The 16,392-nt window shown below is 31.6% G+C and carries 27 protein-coding genes and 1 pseudogene; 26 read left to right on the top strand and 2 right to left on the bottom strand.

Annotated features, from left to right (window positions below; all coding sequences use genetic code 11):
* Positions 1-144 precede the first annotated feature (144 nt).
* The 4 genes from F9B76_RS03015 (at position 145) to F9B76_RS03000 (ending at position 2,219) form a co-directional block, all read left to right on the top strand.
* Positions 145-708, top strand: coding sequence for a hypothetical protein (locus F9B76_RS03015; protein WP_159990763.1), 564 nt, complete (start codon positions 145-147; stop codon positions 706-708).
* The gene (locus tag F9B76_RS03010; RefSeq protein WP_159990762.1) at positions 692-1,006 is read left to right on the top strand and encodes a hypothetical protein; all 315 of its coding nucleotides are present in this window, start codon (positions 692-694) and stop codon (positions 1,004-1,006) included. Before F9B76_RS03015 ends, F9B76_RS03010 begins: the two co-directional genes overlap by 17 nt.
* Positions 1,007-1,208: 202 nt before the next feature.
* Positions 1,209-1,565: a hypothetical protein gene (locus F9B76_RS03005; protein WP_159990761.1), complete on the top strand. Its 357-nt coding sequence runs from the start codon at positions 1,209-1,211 to the stop codon at positions 1,563-1,565.
* 228 nt (positions 1,566-1,793) lie between these two features.
* On the top strand, positions 1,794-2,219 hold the full coding sequence (locus F9B76_RS03000) for a hypothetical protein (RefSeq protein WP_159990759.1): 426 nt from the start codon (positions 1,794-1,796) through the stop codon (positions 2,217-2,219).
* A gap of 29 nt (positions 2,220-2,248) precedes the next feature.
* On the opposite strand, the gene F9B76_RS10345 is transcribed toward F9B76_RS03000, so the two are convergent.
* Positions 2,249-2,569 carry a hypothetical protein gene (locus F9B76_RS10345; RefSeq protein ID WP_243140669.1) on the bottom strand — a complete coding sequence of 107 codons (321 nt, stop codon included), beginning with the start codon at positions 2,567-2,569 and terminating at the stop codon, positions 2,249-2,251.
* Between the two features lie 63 nt (positions 2,570-2,632).
* Here F9B76_RS10345 and F9B76_RS10420 point away from each other — a divergent pair, with 63 nt between their 5' ends.
* From F9B76_RS10420 to F9B76_RS02890, 22 genes and pseudogenes are all read left to right on the top strand, one after another.
* Positions 2,633-3,805, top strand: a complete 1,173-nt coding sequence (locus tag F9B76_RS10420) for an RHS repeat domain-containing protein (RefSeq protein WP_159990758.1) — start codon at positions 2,633-2,635, stop codon at positions 3,803-3,805.
* Between the two features lie 3 nt (positions 3,806-3,808).
* Positions 3,809-4,255 (top strand): hypothetical protein, encoded by a 447-nt coding sequence (locus F9B76_RS02985; protein ID WP_159990757.1) that lies wholly within the window; start codon positions 3,809-3,811, stop codon positions 4,253-4,255.
* A gap of 136 nt (positions 4,256-4,391) precedes the next feature.
* Positions 4,392-4,469: pseudogene (locus F9B76_RS10500) on the top strand (hypothetical protein); the annotation flags it as partial.
* A gap of 99 nt (positions 4,470-4,568) precedes the next feature.
* Positions 4,569-4,748, top strand: a complete 180-nt coding sequence (locus tag F9B76_RS10325) for a polymorphic toxin type 8 domain-containing protein (RefSeq protein ID WP_159990755.1) — start codon at positions 4,569-4,571, stop codon at positions 4,746-4,748.
* Positions 4,749-4,780: 32 nt separating this feature from the next.
* A complete protein-coding gene (locus tag F9B76_RS02970) occupies positions 4,781-5,620 on the top strand; it encodes an integrase core domain-containing protein (RefSeq protein WP_159990754.1) in 840 nt (279 codons plus the stop codon).
* Positions 5,621-5,757: 137 nt separating this feature from the next.
* Positions 5,758-6,168, top strand: a complete 411-nt coding sequence (locus F9B76_RS02965) for a DUF2750 domain-containing protein (RefSeq protein WP_159990753.1) — start codon at positions 5,758-5,760, stop codon at positions 6,166-6,168.
* Positions 6,169-6,241: 73 nt separating this feature from the next.
* Positions 6,242-6,448: an HNH/endonuclease VII fold putative polymorphic toxin gene (locus tag F9B76_RS10495; RefSeq protein ID WP_163764130.1), complete on the top strand. Its 207-nt coding sequence runs from the start codon at positions 6,242-6,244 to the stop codon at positions 6,446-6,448.
* 4 nt (positions 6,449-6,452) lie between these two features.
* Complete coding sequence (locus F9B76_RS02955; RefSeq protein WP_159990751.1) at positions 6,453-6,854, top strand: Imm50 family immunity protein; 402 nt, start codon at positions 6,453-6,455, stop codon at positions 6,852-6,854.
* Between the two features lie 186 nt (positions 6,855-7,040).
* Positions 7,041-7,379, top strand: coding sequence for an RHS repeat-associated core domain-containing protein (locus tag F9B76_RS10415; RefSeq protein ID WP_279267997.1), 339 nt, complete (start codon positions 7,041-7,043; stop codon positions 7,377-7,379).
* 24 nt (positions 7,380-7,403) lie between these two features.
* Positions 7,404-7,673 (top strand): GH-E family nuclease, encoded by a 270-nt coding sequence (locus tag F9B76_RS10230; protein WP_201289338.1) that lies wholly within the window; start codon positions 7,404-7,406, stop codon positions 7,671-7,673.
* Between the two features lie 14 nt (positions 7,674-7,687).
* Positions 7,688-8,101 carry a tetratricopeptide repeat protein gene (locus F9B76_RS02945; protein ID WP_159990750.1) on the top strand — a complete coding sequence of 138 codons (414 nt, stop codon included), beginning with the start codon at positions 7,688-7,690 and terminating at the stop codon, positions 8,099-8,101.
* A gap of 410 nt (positions 8,102-8,511) precedes the next feature.
* Positions 8,512-8,685, top strand: a complete 174-nt coding sequence (locus tag F9B76_RS02940) for a hypothetical protein (RefSeq protein ID WP_159990749.1) — start codon at positions 8,512-8,514, stop codon at positions 8,683-8,685.
* A 57-nt stretch (positions 8,686-8,742) separates the two neighbouring features.
* A complete protein-coding gene (locus F9B76_RS02935; RefSeq protein WP_159990748.1) occupies positions 8,743-9,186 on the top strand; it encodes a hypothetical protein in 444 nt (147 codons plus the stop codon).
* 102 nt (positions 9,187-9,288) lie between these two features.
* Complete coding sequence (locus tag F9B76_RS02930) at positions 9,289-9,732, top strand: SMI1/KNR4 family protein (protein ID WP_159990747.1); 444 nt, start codon at positions 9,289-9,291, stop codon at positions 9,730-9,732.
* A 73-nt stretch (positions 9,733-9,805) separates the two neighbouring features.
* Positions 9,806-10,177, top strand: coding sequence for a hypothetical protein (locus F9B76_RS02925; RefSeq protein WP_159990746.1), 372 nt, complete (start codon positions 9,806-9,808; stop codon positions 10,175-10,177).
* 77 nt (positions 10,178-10,254) lie between these two features.
* Positions 10,255-10,785 (top strand): hypothetical protein, encoded by a 531-nt coding sequence (locus tag F9B76_RS02920; protein ID WP_159990745.1) that lies wholly within the window; start codon positions 10,255-10,257, stop codon positions 10,783-10,785.
* A 172-nt stretch (positions 10,786-10,957) separates the two neighbouring features.
* Positions 10,958-11,200 carry a hypothetical protein gene (locus F9B76_RS02915; protein ID WP_159990744.1) on the top strand — a complete coding sequence of 81 codons (243 nt, stop codon included), beginning with the start codon at positions 10,958-10,960 and terminating at the stop codon, positions 11,198-11,200.
* A 355-nt stretch (positions 11,201-11,555) separates the two neighbouring features.
* A complete protein-coding gene (locus F9B76_RS02910; RefSeq protein WP_159990743.1) occupies positions 11,556-11,948 on the top strand; it encodes an SMI1/KNR4 family protein in 393 nt (130 codons plus the stop codon).
* A 264-nt stretch (positions 11,949-12,212) separates the two neighbouring features.
* Positions 12,213-12,350 (top strand): hypothetical protein, encoded by a 138-nt coding sequence (locus F9B76_RS02905; RefSeq protein ID WP_159990742.1) that lies wholly within the window; start codon positions 12,213-12,215, stop codon positions 12,348-12,350.
* A 71-nt stretch (positions 12,351-12,421) separates the two neighbouring features.
* On the top strand, positions 12,422-12,760 hold the full coding sequence (locus F9B76_RS02900; RefSeq protein ID WP_159990741.1) for a hypothetical protein: 339 nt from the start codon (positions 12,422-12,424) through the stop codon (positions 12,758-12,760).
* Positions 12,761-12,840: 80 nt separating this feature from the next.
* A complete protein-coding gene (locus F9B76_RS02895; protein ID WP_159990740.1) occupies positions 12,841-13,173 on the top strand; it encodes a DNA polymerase III in 333 nt (110 codons plus the stop codon).
* 130 nt (positions 13,174-13,303) lie between these two features.
* The gene (locus F9B76_RS02890; protein ID WP_159990739.1) at positions 13,304-13,666 is read left to right on the top strand and encodes a hypothetical protein; all 363 of its coding nucleotides are present in this window, start codon (positions 13,304-13,306) and stop codon (positions 13,664-13,666) included.
* A gap of 216 nt (positions 13,667-13,882) precedes the next feature.
* Here the strand turns inward: F9B76_RS02890 and F9B76_RS02885 are convergent, their stop codons facing one another.
* On the bottom strand, positions 13,883-16,168 hold the full coding sequence (locus F9B76_RS02885; protein ID WP_159990738.1) for an NADP-dependent malic enzyme: 2,286 nt from the start codon (positions 16,166-16,168) through the stop codon (positions 13,883-13,885).
* Between the last annotated feature and the right edge of the window lie 224 nt (positions 16,169-16,392).

The following is a 16,392-nucleotide window of genomic DNA, read 5'->3' as shown; positions in this document are numbered from 1 at the left end:
TTAAATTTAAAAATTGGGGAAACTGGATAAAGAAAAATAATACAGATTTAGCAAAAGAACTTGGTATAGCTAGCTCAGGAGTTAAAAAATGCAAAAAAACCTAAAATTTATTAAAAAAGTAGACCTAAATTAAAGCAAGGAGATGTGTTTTATTATTTTATTAATGGAAAATTTTATTTTGGAATAGTTTTACTAACACAGTTAAACCCTTCTATTAAAGAGGGTGTTGATATTACTGTTCTATTACCAAATTATTTTGAGTCTTCTATTGAAAACTTCAAAAAAGAATCATTTATTAATGGTATTTATGACAGAAATTTATTAGCCCCACAAACAATTATCAATAAAAGAGCTTGGTTATTAGGTTTCTTTGTAAATTTTAAAACAATTGAATTATCTGAATTAAATATTTTAGAATTTTTAAGATTTGAGGCTTGGGGTAAAGTCTATGATTATAATTATCAAGAGGTAAATAATATTCCAGAATTATCATTATTTGGTAGTGCTGGATTATATGGTTATGAGGGAATTGAGTATTTGACTCAAGTTGGTATTGGACTATGTTGTGATGAAAATGAAGACCCTTACAGCTATTATACCCATGAAAATTTTCAAAAAATGATTAAAGGGAGATCTTTGCCTTATTGGTATTATAATTCAATATCTAAAAATAAGTTTTTGAGGTTAAAAAATGATAACTTTAAATAATTTATTCATTCCAAATTCTGTGAAAGTAACTTTTAATGATTTTATTTTTGATGAAAAAAAAACAATAGAAGAACAAATTAACAATTTAAAAGAAGATTTATATCAAGCTTCATTTAATAATTATTTGATTGACATCGGTTGGTATCCATCGTTTGATAAAAATGGAAGATTTGTTCTTTCTATTATTAAAGATTTTAATTGGGAAAAACCAATTTTTGAATTTAAAACTAGAAATATAAATGAATTAATTAAGGTTATCGAGGATAAAGTATCTCATTACATATATAAAAATAATTAAGTATCAACAATATAAACAACTTGATAAAATTACCAAACGGTAAGGGAACTATTCATTTACAAATTTCTGGATTTTATTCATCTATACGTCGTAGATCATCTAGGAGAGTTAGACTGGTTGAGAAATAAAAATTTTAATGAACAGTATCAATACGGCATTAACGCTCTTGAACGATTTGGTTGGAAATTTTAGGAGTAGGAATATGAAGTTTAATAATGTAGCTCAAGCTATTCAGTATTTTGAAAAGTATTCTGATATACATGGAAAAGCAACTTTAGAAGGAAACTATAAATTAGCTAACAGTAGCTATAAGAAAATAGTGAGTGCTAAAAATTATCTTCTTGCTATGGATGAAATAGATAGTTTAGAAGTATTGTTACATAGCAAGTCAAACTCCGTCATAAATTGGGCTGCAAGTTATTTATTATTTAGTAAAAATTTTTCAGAAACTAGCCAAGAAAAATTGGCAGAAATAGCTAATACTTCAGATATATTTGGACTTGGTGCAGAGACTATTTTAAGTGAATGGAAATCAGGTAATTTAAACTTAGAAAATTAAGAAAACGGCTTAGCGTATAGCTGTTTTGGGTGCTATGATCCTGAAACGGCTTGTTACCTAAATTCCGATACGATTGGACTAGGCGGTGGTAGTGTACTGTATTTTTATATTTATAATCCATTGGAAGACTAAAGATATTATGAACTTGAATATTTCTCTATTAACTGTTCTGAAGGTGCAAAAATCAGAGAAACATATTTACCAGCACTAAAATAATAGGAGTTAAAAATGGCTATAATGACCACTGAAGAAGTTAAAAAATTTGTATCTAAACTGCAAGAAATAGGAAATATTGAGAACTCTAACGATCGATTAAAAAATTTCATTGAATATTGGGAAAAATTGCCAGAACCCAAATTTAATCAACCTGAACAACTTGCAGAATTAATTATATACTGCATATTTGAAGAACTAGTGGATTTGGATGATTATACAAAAGCTAAGTTGTGGGCTGAAAAAGGTATGCTCACAAGTAGAGCTAAAAGCCCCTACTCTTCATATGAATATATTCAACTAGGTCGAGTTTGTTATGAACTAGAAGAATATGATGAAGCCATGAAATATTTTTCCATTGCTTATGATCGAGGAAAAAAACGGGCTTTCAAGGAGTTTGATAAAAAATACTGGGAATTTTATTCCAAAAGCAAAAAATAAATTTTGCTCTTTAAAAATATATTTCTCCCTCAAAAAGCGGTCAAAAAAACCAACTGTTTTTCCAATACGACCAAAACGGCAATGAAACCGACCGCACTTCCCCACAAGGGTTTATCCTCAAACAATGCTATGATGCAATGGATTGCCTCATTTAACAACGGGCAGGTTGGGAGCCGACACAGTTTTTTGACAAAGACGAACTGCGAGCCACCGGGATTGATACCCCAAGTTTTGCTGAGGTCAATCAACATTACCGCTATGACAAGGTACTGAACACCCTTGAAACCAAGGATAAAGGCGAACAGCACTTTTTCACCCTCAACCGAAATAACCAAATCACCGCCGTTCACAATCAAAACCGTGAACAAGAACGCTATGCCTATGATGAATGTGGCTACCTCATCCAACGTTATGTGGGCAGTGAAACTTACGGCTTAATTCAAAACCCTCACCACCCTGAATATCACGCACAACGGCAAATCATCCAACATCAGGATATTTACCAAAAAGGGCATAAACTCCACCGCTTAAACGAAAACTACTACGAATACGACAAAGCCGGGCGGTTGGTCACTAAAGTTGAAAAACGGGATGGTTTTAGAAAACAAGAAACCGATTACCGCTGGAACGGCAAAAACGAACTAATAGGCATTACCACCCCCAAAGGTGAAGTCTGGCACTATAAATACGATGCCTTAGGCAGACGGATTTCAAAAGAATGTCCGCAACAGCACCTACGCATTGAATACCTGTGGGAAGGTGACCAGCTTGCTTTCACTCGAACTTTCAAAAATGATGAACTCGTTAGCGAACGGCACAGTATTTTTAATGGCTTTGAGCTCATTGCTCAACAAGACCACTATCAACAACTTAAACAAACGATTGATGGTAATATTGTAGAATGGAAGCAGGAAACCGGCTACGCCATCTGCCAACCGAATGGACAAGTGCTTGCTCTTCTTAATCCGCAAGGTAGAACTCTATGGCGTAAAGAAAAGCATAGTTTATGGGGTTTACTCTTCCCAAATGATTACCGTAAAACAACCCCACTTGACCCACAAATGTTGTTTGCCGGGCAATGGCTCGATACAGAAAGTGGGTTAGCGTATAACAGGTTTAGATATTACGATCCTGAAAGTGGGAATTACCTCAGTTCAGACCCGATAGGATTATTGGGAGGGGAAATACCTTATGGTTATGTGTTTAATCCAATAGATTGGTTAGATCCGCTCGGCTTACATTTAAATAGCAATAACTCGAAAGGAAATTTTGGAGTTTACGAAATCAAGGTTAATGGGGAATTATATAAATATGGAAAAACCGATTTAAATCGAGTAACAAAATCTAGTGGATTACCTACAAGATTACATCAACAAGTGAGAAAATTAGGAAATATTTATGGGAAACAAAATGTAGAGCAAAAAGTAATTGAAAAAGGAATAAAAACAACAGAATTAGCAAAACAGATGGAAACTAATAAATTAAATAACTTTTATAGTAAATATGGAGAAATACCTTTAGGCAATCAAAAAAGTTATAAACCAAAAATAAGCCTAGAGCCAGTTGTAAAAAAATGTAAGGGATAAATTATGAAGGAAATTTATTTTAGAACAGTATATCTAGAACCAGGAATGTTTTTTAATTTTCACTATAAATTAAATATATTTATGACTAATGAATTAAATAAAAATCTTTATATTGAAAAAATTCCTTTTAGAAAAGGAATGAAAACAGATACAACAGACTATACATTAGTATTAAATATTAGTTGTCATAATGATGAATTTACAGTAACTGGTCCAACAATGTATCGAAAAGATCAAGAAATTGATTTTTATTTAAATATACCCTATAAGAAAATCCCTAAAATTAAAGAACAAGCTGTTTATTTTCTAAATTATGTAGAGTTAGGACTTATCGATATTCTAAGAGAGGACGCTGAAAAATACGATATACATTCAGCACTCAATAAAGTTAAACAGTCTGTAATAGATCTTGATAATACTAATGAATTATTAACATTTATCGAAGACTAAAAATAATTGATATAAATTAAGTCGGAGAGCACAGAATAAGAGCCTGTGGGGATTATCGTTTAGCGATTACAACCGAAACTTACAACTAGATCCTAATCTGTTGTTTGCAGGGTAATATTACGATAAAGAAAGTGGGTTGACGTATAATCGGTTTAGATACTATGATCCTGAAACGGCTTGTTACCTAAATTCCGATCCGATTGGATTGGAGGGAGGTAGCACGCCGTATTTTTATGTCCAAAATCCGTTAGATTGGGTGGATTTGTTTGGGTTAAGAAGCTATGCTAGTAGAACTATTAAATTATTAGAAATTATGAATGATGATAAACAACCATCATTTATAAGAGGTTGGTTAAAGAATGAATATAGACGTGTATTACAATATAAAACAAAATTTGGTAAGCAAAAAATAATGCGTCTACCTAAAGGATATGATTTAGCTCATTGGAGAGGATATGAAAATGCAAAAGGCTTTAATTGTAGAATAAACTAGCGTTGTTTACATTATTTTAAGATAATAGTACGATGAATATACACAAAAACACTCGCTTATTACCTCGCCAAAGAGAAGAGATTTGGCTAGCTTACACGCAAAACAAACAAAATGTCACTTCTTTAGCGAAAGAATACAAGGTTTCTCGCCCCACCATCTATAAGATACTCAAACTCGCTCGTGGTCGATTATTAAAACCTCAGACCAGTATCAATAATCGGTTTAGACAGGCTAAATTTGGGATTAAACGCTTAGCCAAAGTAGAAAAGTCCATCCAAGAACGATTAAAAAAACAAGCCAAACGCTATAATAAATCCTATCCTGGCGAGATGGTTCATGTCGATACAAAACGCTTGCCTTTACTGAAAGGACAACACACGCAAAGTCAAAGGGAATATCTGTTTGTGGCTATCGATGATTACTCGCGTGAATTATATGCGGCTATTATGCCAGATAAAACCGCCTTTAGCGCAGCTACGTTCTTAACCCAACATCTGATAGACCCTTGTCCTTATACCATAGAGGTTATTTACTCGGATAATGGAACAGAATACAAAGGAACAAAAGAACATGAGTTTGGTAAAGCCTGTTATCAACATCATATCAATCAAAAATTTACTAAAGTCGCCAATCCTAAAACCAATGGAAAAGCAGAAAGGGTGATTAGAACCTTAATGCAAATGTGGCATGATAAACATGAATTTACCGATAGCCAGCATAGAAAACAGGAGCTTACCCGATTTATTAATTTCTACAACACCGTAAAACCACATAGTGCTCTTGTTTACCAAGATCAACTTGGTCATAAACGGACACTGACACCTTACGAATATTTAGAAATTTATTTTGCAAATAGTGTAAACAACGCTTGAGTTTCTAACACTTTAATTATAATTATTCTGAACTAAATCAACGTTCATTACATAAGTTACAACATAAATATGATAATTATGGTAAGAATAATAAATTTAAGGTTTCTAAAAAATCTGGAATGAAATAGGAGCTAAACATGAATATAAAAGAAATAGAAAATGTACTATCCCTACCTAAAGAGAAACTCTACAAGACTTTTTTATTAAGGGTTGCAGATTATAATCAGATCTGGGTTTTAGATGATGATGGAATTCTTCTTTATGGAGATAATGAAGGAAGAAGAATTTTTCCTATATGGCCAGAAAAAGAGTTTGCTAATTTGTGTGCTACAGATGATTGGATAGGAGCAAAGGCATTATCTATAGATTTAGAAGAATTTCTAACAGATTATATTCCAGAAATTATTGACAATAATGATTTATTATCTATTTTTCCTAGAAATAATGATAAACAAAGTATTGTTTTAGAACCAAAAGAATTTGCGTCTCACATAGTTAATTATATTTTAGAAGAATATGGGGAAAAAATTGAGTTAACATATTTGTAAAAGGCATTGAATACCTGTGGGACGGCGACCAACATCAGGAAAGAAAATTTTAGATCAAAATCATAAGCCAATAATGACTAGAGAATATCACTACACAACTCCAAGTGGAGAGAAGGTTGTTTTCCAGGAGCATTCTCTTGGCCATGTATACGGACCAAAAGGGACTCCAGGAAACCAAGGACCTCACTTTAATCCAAGACAATACGATCCAACTACAGGTAATGGATATAGAAATAAAAGTTTTCCTGGAATTTCAGAACATTATAATTATGGAGAGTAGAAATATGAAATGGTTTGAAAAAGCAATAGGTAAAGAAAAAATAATTAATATGTTTAATGGAAATATTGATGTAAATGAAGTCTATTTACACAAAATTTTATGCTATGACTATACATTAACAATATTTTTTTATATTTTAAATATCCCATCAGAGTTCCCTAAAAAATGGAACAAAAAAGACTTTAATGCAATAAGTATGAAATTAAGTTTTTCAGATTTAAACCATTTTAATGTATATGGAAATAATTTATTTAATAAAAAGGGAATACTAAATATTAACATTGATGAAAATATAGTAAAAATGAACTTTGAAGGGAATAATATAAACATAATATGTGAATCTGATTTTTACTTTATTGATGATATAACTCCAGAATTCATTAATATTGAAGAAAGCATGAATTAAAAGTTAAAAAAGTAGCTTATATTGTAACTGTTTCTGTTATTACGTCCCAAAACAGTTTGTTACTTAAATTCTGATCCGATTGGGTTAGAAGGCGGTAGCACGCCGTAGCTCAAACAAACCATTGACGGTAACTTTATCGAATGGAAGCAGGAAACCGGCTACGCTATTTGCCAACCAAATGGGCAAGTGCTTGCTCTACTCAATCCAAAAGGCAGAACCATTTGGCGTAAAGAAAAGCATAGCTTATGGAGATTACCGTTTAGCGACTACAACCGAAACTCACAACTAGACCCAAATTTACTTTTTGCAGGACAATATTACGATGAAGAAAGTGGGTTGACGTATAATCGGTTTAGATACTATGATCCTGAAAGAGGGAATTATCTCCGTTCAGACCCAATAGGATTATTGGGTGGGGAAACACCGTATTCCTACATTCAAAACTCTATTGATTTTATCGATCCGTTTGGTCTCGCTTCTTGTCGTAGAAAATATATGGGCAATACACCAAGTAAAAATAGCTGAACTGGACGTGAAGTCATTGAGAGAATGAGAAAAGAGGGAAGAATTAAGGAATCTAGAGGAGAAACACAATTTAAAGATAGTCAAGGGGTATGGCGTTCATTAAAAGATGCCGATATGTCACACAAAGTAGATGCCGTAAAATGGTGTAATTCTACGGGAAGAAATTACGGGGCAAGAGCTCCAGAAGTTCGTAAATGGATGAGAGATTCTAGTAACTATGAATTAGATTACTTTAAAATAAATCGCTCAAATGGCGGAAAACTTCCAGATAGATATTTACCACCTTTAAAATAATAGTAGGAGAAAAAATGTTACTCACTCATGAACAAATTCAAAATATTACTCAGCAAATGGAGGAATTTGATTCCCCTGATGATAATGAAAATATTTTATTCTTAAAGAATTTATGGGATTCTTTACCGGACCCCAAACATCAGCAACCTGAACAGATTTCAAATTGGATTATTGATTGTATATTTGAAACTTATTTTAAAATGGGATGCTACATAGAAGCTAAAGAATGGGCCTTAAAAGGTTTAAAGAATGACACCGCTCAAGAAGGTTCTTATGAATATTTTCAAGTGGGTCGAGTTTGTTATGAACTAGAAGAATATGATGAAGCCATGAAATATTTTTCCGTTGCTTATGAGCGAGGAAAAAAACGGGCTTTCAAAGAGTTTGATAAAAAATACTGGGAATTTTATTCCAAAAACAAAAAATAAATTTCGCTCTTTAAAAATATATTTCTCCCTCAACAAGCGGTCAATATCATCAACTGTTTTTCCAATACGACCAAAACGGTAATGAAACAGACTGTACATCTCTGCAAGGGTTTATTCTCAAGCAAACCTATGATGTATTTCATAAGGATAAATATGAATTGAGGTTTATAATTTGGGATTTACAGAAGCAACATAAAGGAGTATATAATCTTTACGGTAAAAAATCTCTGATGTAGTAAAAGGGGGGAAATGTGGATAATTAAAGCTTAATAGATATAGTATCAGCATCATCAAAAAAATCTTTTATTTATCATCTACACTATAGAAATAAATTCAGCAAACAAAAATTTAATACCATTAAAAAAGCCTATAAATTTTATATTAAGCATCAATCAAAAATAGATCAAAATATGCAACTACGTAAAGATTTTATAAATACTTTTGAACATACTTTATTTTTATTTATTTGTGATAGCGATAAGGATGATTTTTTTAAAATAAAACCATATCTTTCTATTGAAGAAAAAACCAATATCTATTTTGATATTAGAGAAATGACAGATACCTTATTAAGTCTTTCCTAAAAATAAGTTAGTGTATATCATAATAGATAGTATTGAAGGTTTTGAAAAGGTGAAAAAATGCAAGAAATAAAGAATAGAATTGCTGTTTTAAAGAGAAAATTATTAGTAAAAGAAGTAATTTCTTTGCTTAGATTAGATGAATATAGTGAGGAAATAAAATGCATTGAAAATGATGAAGTTACATCAAATAACTTAAGAAAGTTATATAAATATTCTGAACAACACAAAGTAAAAGAGTTTGATTTAGAACAATTTAAGTTAAACAATGCTTTAATTTTAATTGATGATATTTACTGGAGAGAAAAAGAGATAACATTTTTTATCTTTTATAAAGAAAGAATACAAATGATTTTATCTTTAAATATCTTTTTAAAGCACAAAGATCGTATAGTTAGCTCATTATTTAATATGGATAGAAATATTGTATTTTGTAGTGAAAATCTTAAACATGGTTTTTGTTTTTTATATGATGAATATAGCGTTGGTTTCTATAAATGGTAGTATAAGAAATTCTGATAGGCAGTTATATTGGTGGTATAGAGCTAGAGAATAAGGTGCTGATAAAATAATCTAAACTTAATTTATGATTAAAAGAGGAACAAAATGACAAGGAAAGAATTCTTTATCTATTTAGAAGAAAAAATGAATAATGATCCTAATTTATTTTTATTTAGAGAGTTAGAGCCAAAAGCAACTATAGAAAATATAAAAGAAATAGAAAGTTATTTGGGAGCAGAGTTACCATCTATTTATGTAGCATTTCAAAAAATTTTTGGAGGAGGTAGTTTCGGATTTACTGAGTTATTTTCAGTAGTTCCTGATAGTGAATATTATGTATTAGGTATTCAACGCAATATAAATATAATAAATAATGAATTTTTTCCGATATTTGATGATCAAACAGGAGGAGTATACTGTTTTAAAAAAGTTGATAGTTATTTTTTAGATGAAATCTATTATATGGATTTTTCTTTACCTGATATATCTATATCCCTAGTAAAGGAAAACTTTATTAGCTTATTTAATAAATTAGCCTTTAATTTATAATTTTAATTAAAACATAATATTATTAAGTCTTTATCTATACTTGTGAATACCTTTAAGAAGTAAGGAATAAAAAATGAATATACAGGAAAAGTTTATTGACAATTTATATCAACAAGTTGATATAGATGGCATAAATAGAATTGTATCTATATTAGAAGATCCTCCAGGTAGGAGACCAGCCGAAGAATTAAAAAGCCTATCACATTATTTTAATAGTAAATCTGAAGATGAAAAAATAATCTTAAAAAAGATGATTAAATTAGCTGTTGAATCCACTATATTTGATATATTGTGTATTCTTGATCAAGTATGTACATTTGATGACGATATAGAGAATATTAAAATATTAGCAATGAATAAGGCTGGTGAAGAAATTTTGGTAAATGATGATAATAAGCAATATCTACATGATTTGTTTAACATAGCGAGAGGAAATAGTAGATAAAAAAAGTAAGAATAGGGTGCGTAAATAATTCACTCCTAACTCTATTTCTTGGTATCCTAATAAAAGGAAGCATTTGTATGAAAATTTCAACAGCAAATTATGGATTGTGTTTATTTGATAAAGCTAATCTAGCTGGTTTTATCGCTAGAAATGGAAATCCCAGAGAAAAAATTTTAAAACAACTTATTGATAATCATAATTTATATTTAAGAGCCTTGGAAGAGGGCGTTTTCCTTCCAATTCCAGAGATTGATTCAATTGATTACTTTATAACCTTTGATTTAGTCCCAGATAATAATATTGTTAAATTTAAATATGGTCAGTTTAATCTTAATGTAATCAATAATGAAATTTGGATTAGTGATATAGGCTTATTAAATAAATCTAATTTAAAAGCATTTGAAACAACTAGTAAAATAGAGAATGTCTTGTTAAATGGCGATATAGAATGTATAGCTCAAAAGCATTACATTGAAAATGGTAGATATGAAATAGAAATTATAGGCAGTGTGGATACAAATAGTACACCTTGCTTGTCTTTTCTTTTCTCAAAATGTAATGGATTTATCGTAAATGATCCAAGAGAATATGTTTTTGAGTTTGATTAGCAAGTGATATACAAGTAAACTACTATTGCTACATCTGAGGTAAGGCTGGTAGATTAATGAAAAAACGGAAATGGCTCGATGAAAAAAGTGGGTTAGTATATAATGCTACGAGATGAAAAAAATAAATTAGAGAATATGCTTGAATCATTTATCTACAATTGCAATATAAATTGTGGCTGCAAAAGATGATATTCTTTCCCAAGAACAATTAGAGTTATTAGCCCCCAATTTAGATTCCGATTTAATATCTATAAAAATATGGACAGCAAGATACCTTCTCTTTAGTTCCACTTTTTCTAAACGCTCTGAAGATATTCTTGAATCCATAAGTAATAGTGAAAATAATCTTTTTGGTACAATAGCAGAACAAACATTAAAAGAATGGAAAAACGGTAGGTTAACATTAGAGCATTAATCTAATTCTGTCAGTACCCCAGCTTTTGTGCAGCTAAACGGAAAAGTGCTAGGGCTACTTAAACCCAATGGTAAATTAAGTTGGAGAGCATAGAATAAGAGTCTGTGGAGATTATCATTTAGTGACTATAACCAAAACTCGTAACTTAACCCGAATTTTTGTAGGGCAATATGATGATGAAGATAGCGTATAATCGATTTAGATACTACGATCTTGAAACGGCTTGTTACCTAAAATTAAGCAAGAATTTAATGAAGCGGTAAGAAAAATGAGAAGTGACGGAGTTCCAAAAACAGTGTAATAAAAAAACAATGAGACAGAATTATAAATAGTTTGATTCAGTAGGAGCATTCAAATGAATAAAACAATATTATTAGATAGGGGTTTTAACCTGAATAAACCAGCTGATATAAGTGTAATACAGGATACAATGAAGAAATATGATTTTATAATCCCTGTTTCATATGTGGAGTTTTTGCTTATATCTAATGGCTTATATGCTGAAAACTTTGTTCTATTAGAAGCTGAAGAAATCTTCCAACGAAATAAAGACTATGAAATTGATTTATACCTTCCTGAATATATTATGATAGGAGATGATAATGGTGGTATTGCTATTCTCATGGAATTCAAAACAGGAAATATATATGCTAATGGATTAGGTTCTCTACTACCAGAAGATCTTAAATTTCAATCTAAAAGTTTGGAAGAGTTTTTATTAAATGAAAACCCTTTAGTAAAATATTAATTTAAGGTAACTCCTAATAAATATAAGCAATCTAATCAACCTGACCCACAACTTTTATTTGTGGGGTAATATTACAACAAAGAAAGAGGGTTGGTTTATAACTGATTCTGATATTACGACCCTGAAATAGCTTGTTATTTAAATTCTAGTCTGATTGAATTAGAAGGTGGCAGTACGCTGTATTTTTATGTTCAATATCCTTGGGATTTTGTTGAGCCTCTAGAATTGAAATAATGAACTGCCACCCTAAAAGATTTTTGGGAAATGAAGCAATTAGAAATCCACCATAAATATTTAACTAAAAATTTAGCTAAAATGGCTAAGGGGAAAGTGCCTAAGATGAGAGTACAAATCCTTGATAAATTCGGAAGAAGAAAAATACAGAATATATCTCTTGACTAAAGAACTAATTCGTTTAAAAAATCCATGTATCCAGAGATGGTTAAATGGATAAAATAAATAAGGATAAAATTATGCAAGATCAAATTATTAGCGAAGCTATTTATGATGAATTGATGAATTCTGTTTTTCAATATTATGTCGAAACATTAAATAAAAAATCAGAAAAATCATCAGACTTATATGGAAGAATGAGAGCGCTTATAAACAACTTAGATAATGAACAAAAAGATATTATTTTCAAATTTATTCGTAATACTATTATTGATACTGCCTCAACTATTTTAGGGACTATCGATGGTACAACATTTCTTAAAAATGTAGATGGAATATATATTTTGAAGTATGAAAATCAAGAAATTCAAGGTTGTTTGCAAGATTACTTTCTTGCAAAGGCAGAGGATAATAACTAAATAGTAATAAGTGTAGGATGTATGAATGATTTATCATCTATACCTGTATAAATATAGATAAAGTAATAAGGAGAAAATAAGTGAGCGTTGATCTTCCTCTATATGATTATCAAGTATTTTTGAATGCCAATAAAAGTAAAGAATACCAAGAAAGAGTCCATTTAAGGACTAAAATTTTAGTAGATTTTTTATCTAAAAATAATTTATTAGTTAACTTAAGCCCATACGATGAAAATGGTAATGTGAAATTAGATTTAATTATATATGAATCTAATGTTACGCCAGAAGGAGATAAATTATTTATGAAAACAATACCAAATTGGTATAAAGCCCACGATAGAGGTACACCTATTGAAAAAATTTCTATTTTAGAAAGGGGATTAAAAAAGATTCGAGAAAGTAAACTGTTATAGCAAACGTAGGAATATGAATAATAAATCATTTAGACATATACTAACAATCCTTTAATGGTAATATCATAGAATAGAAATTTGAGATAACAAGGGGTTTTAGCATCTAGCAATATACCTTGGAGTAAATAAAATGAATAGATTAGAGCAATTTGGAGAAATGTATATACATGAGGTAAGAGACCGTTCTTTGTCCTTACTCTATAAACTTCTGGAAGGTAAAATAAAGGCTCCAAGACTCCTAAAATTACAGGAAGAGTTGAATAACGTAGATGATCAAAAAAGAAAAGTGATTGAAGAATTATCAGAGGTACTGATAGATAATACGCTTCATCATATGTTATTGCTATTTGAGGAATACCCAGAGTTTGAGCTTATATGTAAAAATCAAAATTTAGCAAGTTTATCTGATGGATTATCTGGCGAATTATATGCTGAAGACGGATGGATAAAAAAATATAGTCAATATCCAAGCTCTTTTGATGAGTTTGAATAATACAGATTGGCTTTAATAGAGGTAAAATACTTTATATATCCATAATACGAAGGATTGCTGAAAATATTGATTATTCTTTTTCTCTATATAGTTATAAAATAGTTAAAGATATTGGTGTGTAGATAAAGTTTAAGAATAAACTATCCGAAGCAGAAAAAAGGGCTTACCTTTAAAGATAAGCCCTTTATATTTGAGACTAGTTTAAAACTAAACTATTTATTCACCTTTTTCTGCATTTAAAGCATCAATTACCGCTAATGCTGTCATATTAACAATACGGCGAGTGGTTGAGCTTGTAGTGAGAATATGCACAGGTTTAGCTGCCCCTAAAAGAATAGGCCCTAAGGTAATACCGTTACCACTGGTCATTTTGAGTAGGTTATAAGAAATATTACCAGACTCTAATGTTGGCATAATCAATAGATTAGCTGATCCTGTAAGTGTACTATCAGGATAGGCTTCTAATCGAATACGTTCATTAAGTGCTGCATCTGCGTGCATTTCACCATCTACCTCTAAGTGAGGTGCTTTTTCAGCAACGATTTGGCGTGCTTTTGCCATTTTTTGTGCATTGGCACTGTAAGGGCGACTACCAAAGTTAGAGTTAGAGAGTAAAGCAATTTTGGGTTCAACACCGAAACGTTTCATCTCATCAGCTGCCATAAGGGTAATGTCAGCAACAGTTTCTGCATCAGGATTTTCATTAACATGTGTATCTGCAATGAAAAGAATATTATCTTGCATAATGATAATATTCATTGAAGCAAAAGTTTTCATGCCTTCTTTAAGACCAATGACTTCAGAGATATATTGTAATTGGTTTTCCCAACGTGAATGAGTACCACATAGTAGAGCATCAACAACACCGTTTTCCAGTAAGAATGATCCAATAAGAGTATTATGCTTACGAACCATTGTACGAGCTACTTCAGGCGTAATACCATAACGACCACGAAGCTTGTAGTAAGATTGCCATGCTTCTTCAAAATATTGATTATCTTCTGGGTTGATAATAGTAATATTTTGCCCATCTCTTAGGCGTAAACCAAGACGTTTAATCGTTGCTTCAATAACAGCAGGGCGACCAATTAAATAAGGGATAGCAATCCTTTCATCAATAACTGTTTGTGCCGCACGTAGAACGCGTTCATCTTCACCATCTGCATAAGCCACACGTTTTTGAGAGCCTTTTGCTTGTGTAAAGAGCGGACGCATAAATTGACCAGAATGATAGACAAAATTGCTTAATTGAGCACGATAAGCATCCATATCGGTAATGGGTTTTGTTGCTACACCAGAGTCCATAGCCGCTTGTGCAATCGCAGGAGCAATCTTAACAATTAAGCGAGGATCAAAAGGTTTTGGAATAATATAATCAGGCCCAAATTCAAGTGATTGTCCTTTGTAAGCACTCGCAACCTCATCACTTTGTTCTGCTTGCGCCAGTTCGGCAATGGCATGAACGCAGGCTAATTTCATCTCTTCATTAATCGTTGTTGCACCTACGTCTAATGCACCACGGAAGATAAAAGGGAAGCATAATACATTATTCACTTGATTAGGGTAATCAGAGCGACCTGTTGCAATAATGACATCTGCTCGTGCGACTTTTGCTTCTTCTGGCAGAATTTCAGGGTCAGGGTTAGCCAGTGCTAGAATAAGTGGATTGGCTGCCATGGTTTTAACCATATCACCTGTTAAAACCCCCTTAGTTGAGCAACCTAAGAATACATCGGCTTCATTGATGACATCTGCTAATGTTCGTGCATCGGTTTCTTGTGCATAACGTGCTTTATTCGCTTCCATATTAGTATCGCGACCTTTGTAAATTACCCCTTTTGAGTCGCATACATAGATATTTTCACGAGAGATACCTACTCGAACCAATAAATCTAAGCAAGCAATAGCAGCAGCACCAGCACCAGAGCAAACTAGTTTAACTTTACTTGGCTCTTTATTAATAAGTTTAAGACCATTAAGAATAGCAGCGGTTGAGATAATTGCTGTACCATGTTGATCGTCATGAAAGACAGGGATATTCATACGTTCACGAAGTTTTTGTTCGATATAAAAACATTCGGGTGCTTTAATATCCTCAAGGTTAATACCACCTAGTGTAGGTTCTAAGGCACATATAATATCGACAATTTTGTCAGGATCATTTTCAGCTAATTCAATATCAAATACATCAACACCTGCAAATTTTTTGAATAAACACCCTTTACCTTCCATTACAGGCTTAGCCGCTAGAGGACCAATATTCCCTAGACCTAATACGGCTGTACCATTAGTAATCACACCGACTAAATTACTGCGAGAGGTGTAGCGTGCTGCTGTTTGATGATCATGATAAATTTCCATGCAGGCATGCGCGACACCGGGTGAATAGGCAAGGGAAAGGTCAAACTGATTCACCATAGTTTTTGTAGGTGTAACAGAAATTTTACCCGGTTTAGGAAACTCATGATAATCAAGAGCAAGTTTTTTCAAATCAATCGACATAGTTGAAATCTCATAAAAATAGATAAATATTAAATTTGTGGTGCTATCAATAAAACAACAAATGATAGAAGACACAAATAATTCCATCATTTTACCGCAGTTTCTGGTAATAAGTAGGGGTTTATACCCATAAAGTATTTGATTATTTTGAAATAAAATCTATTGAAATAAGATAGTAATAGTGGATGAGATAGGTGGTAAAGGATATATTTTTATGTTAGTAA

Source organism: Pelistega ratti (assembly GCF_009833965.1).
GTDB classification, from domain to species: domain Bacteria; phylum Pseudomonadota; class Gammaproteobacteria; order Burkholderiales; family Burkholderiaceae_B; genus Taylorella; species Taylorella ratti.
The sequence above is the reverse complement of the archived record's forward strand: the minus strand, read 5'-3'. Positions and strand labels throughout refer to the sequence as shown.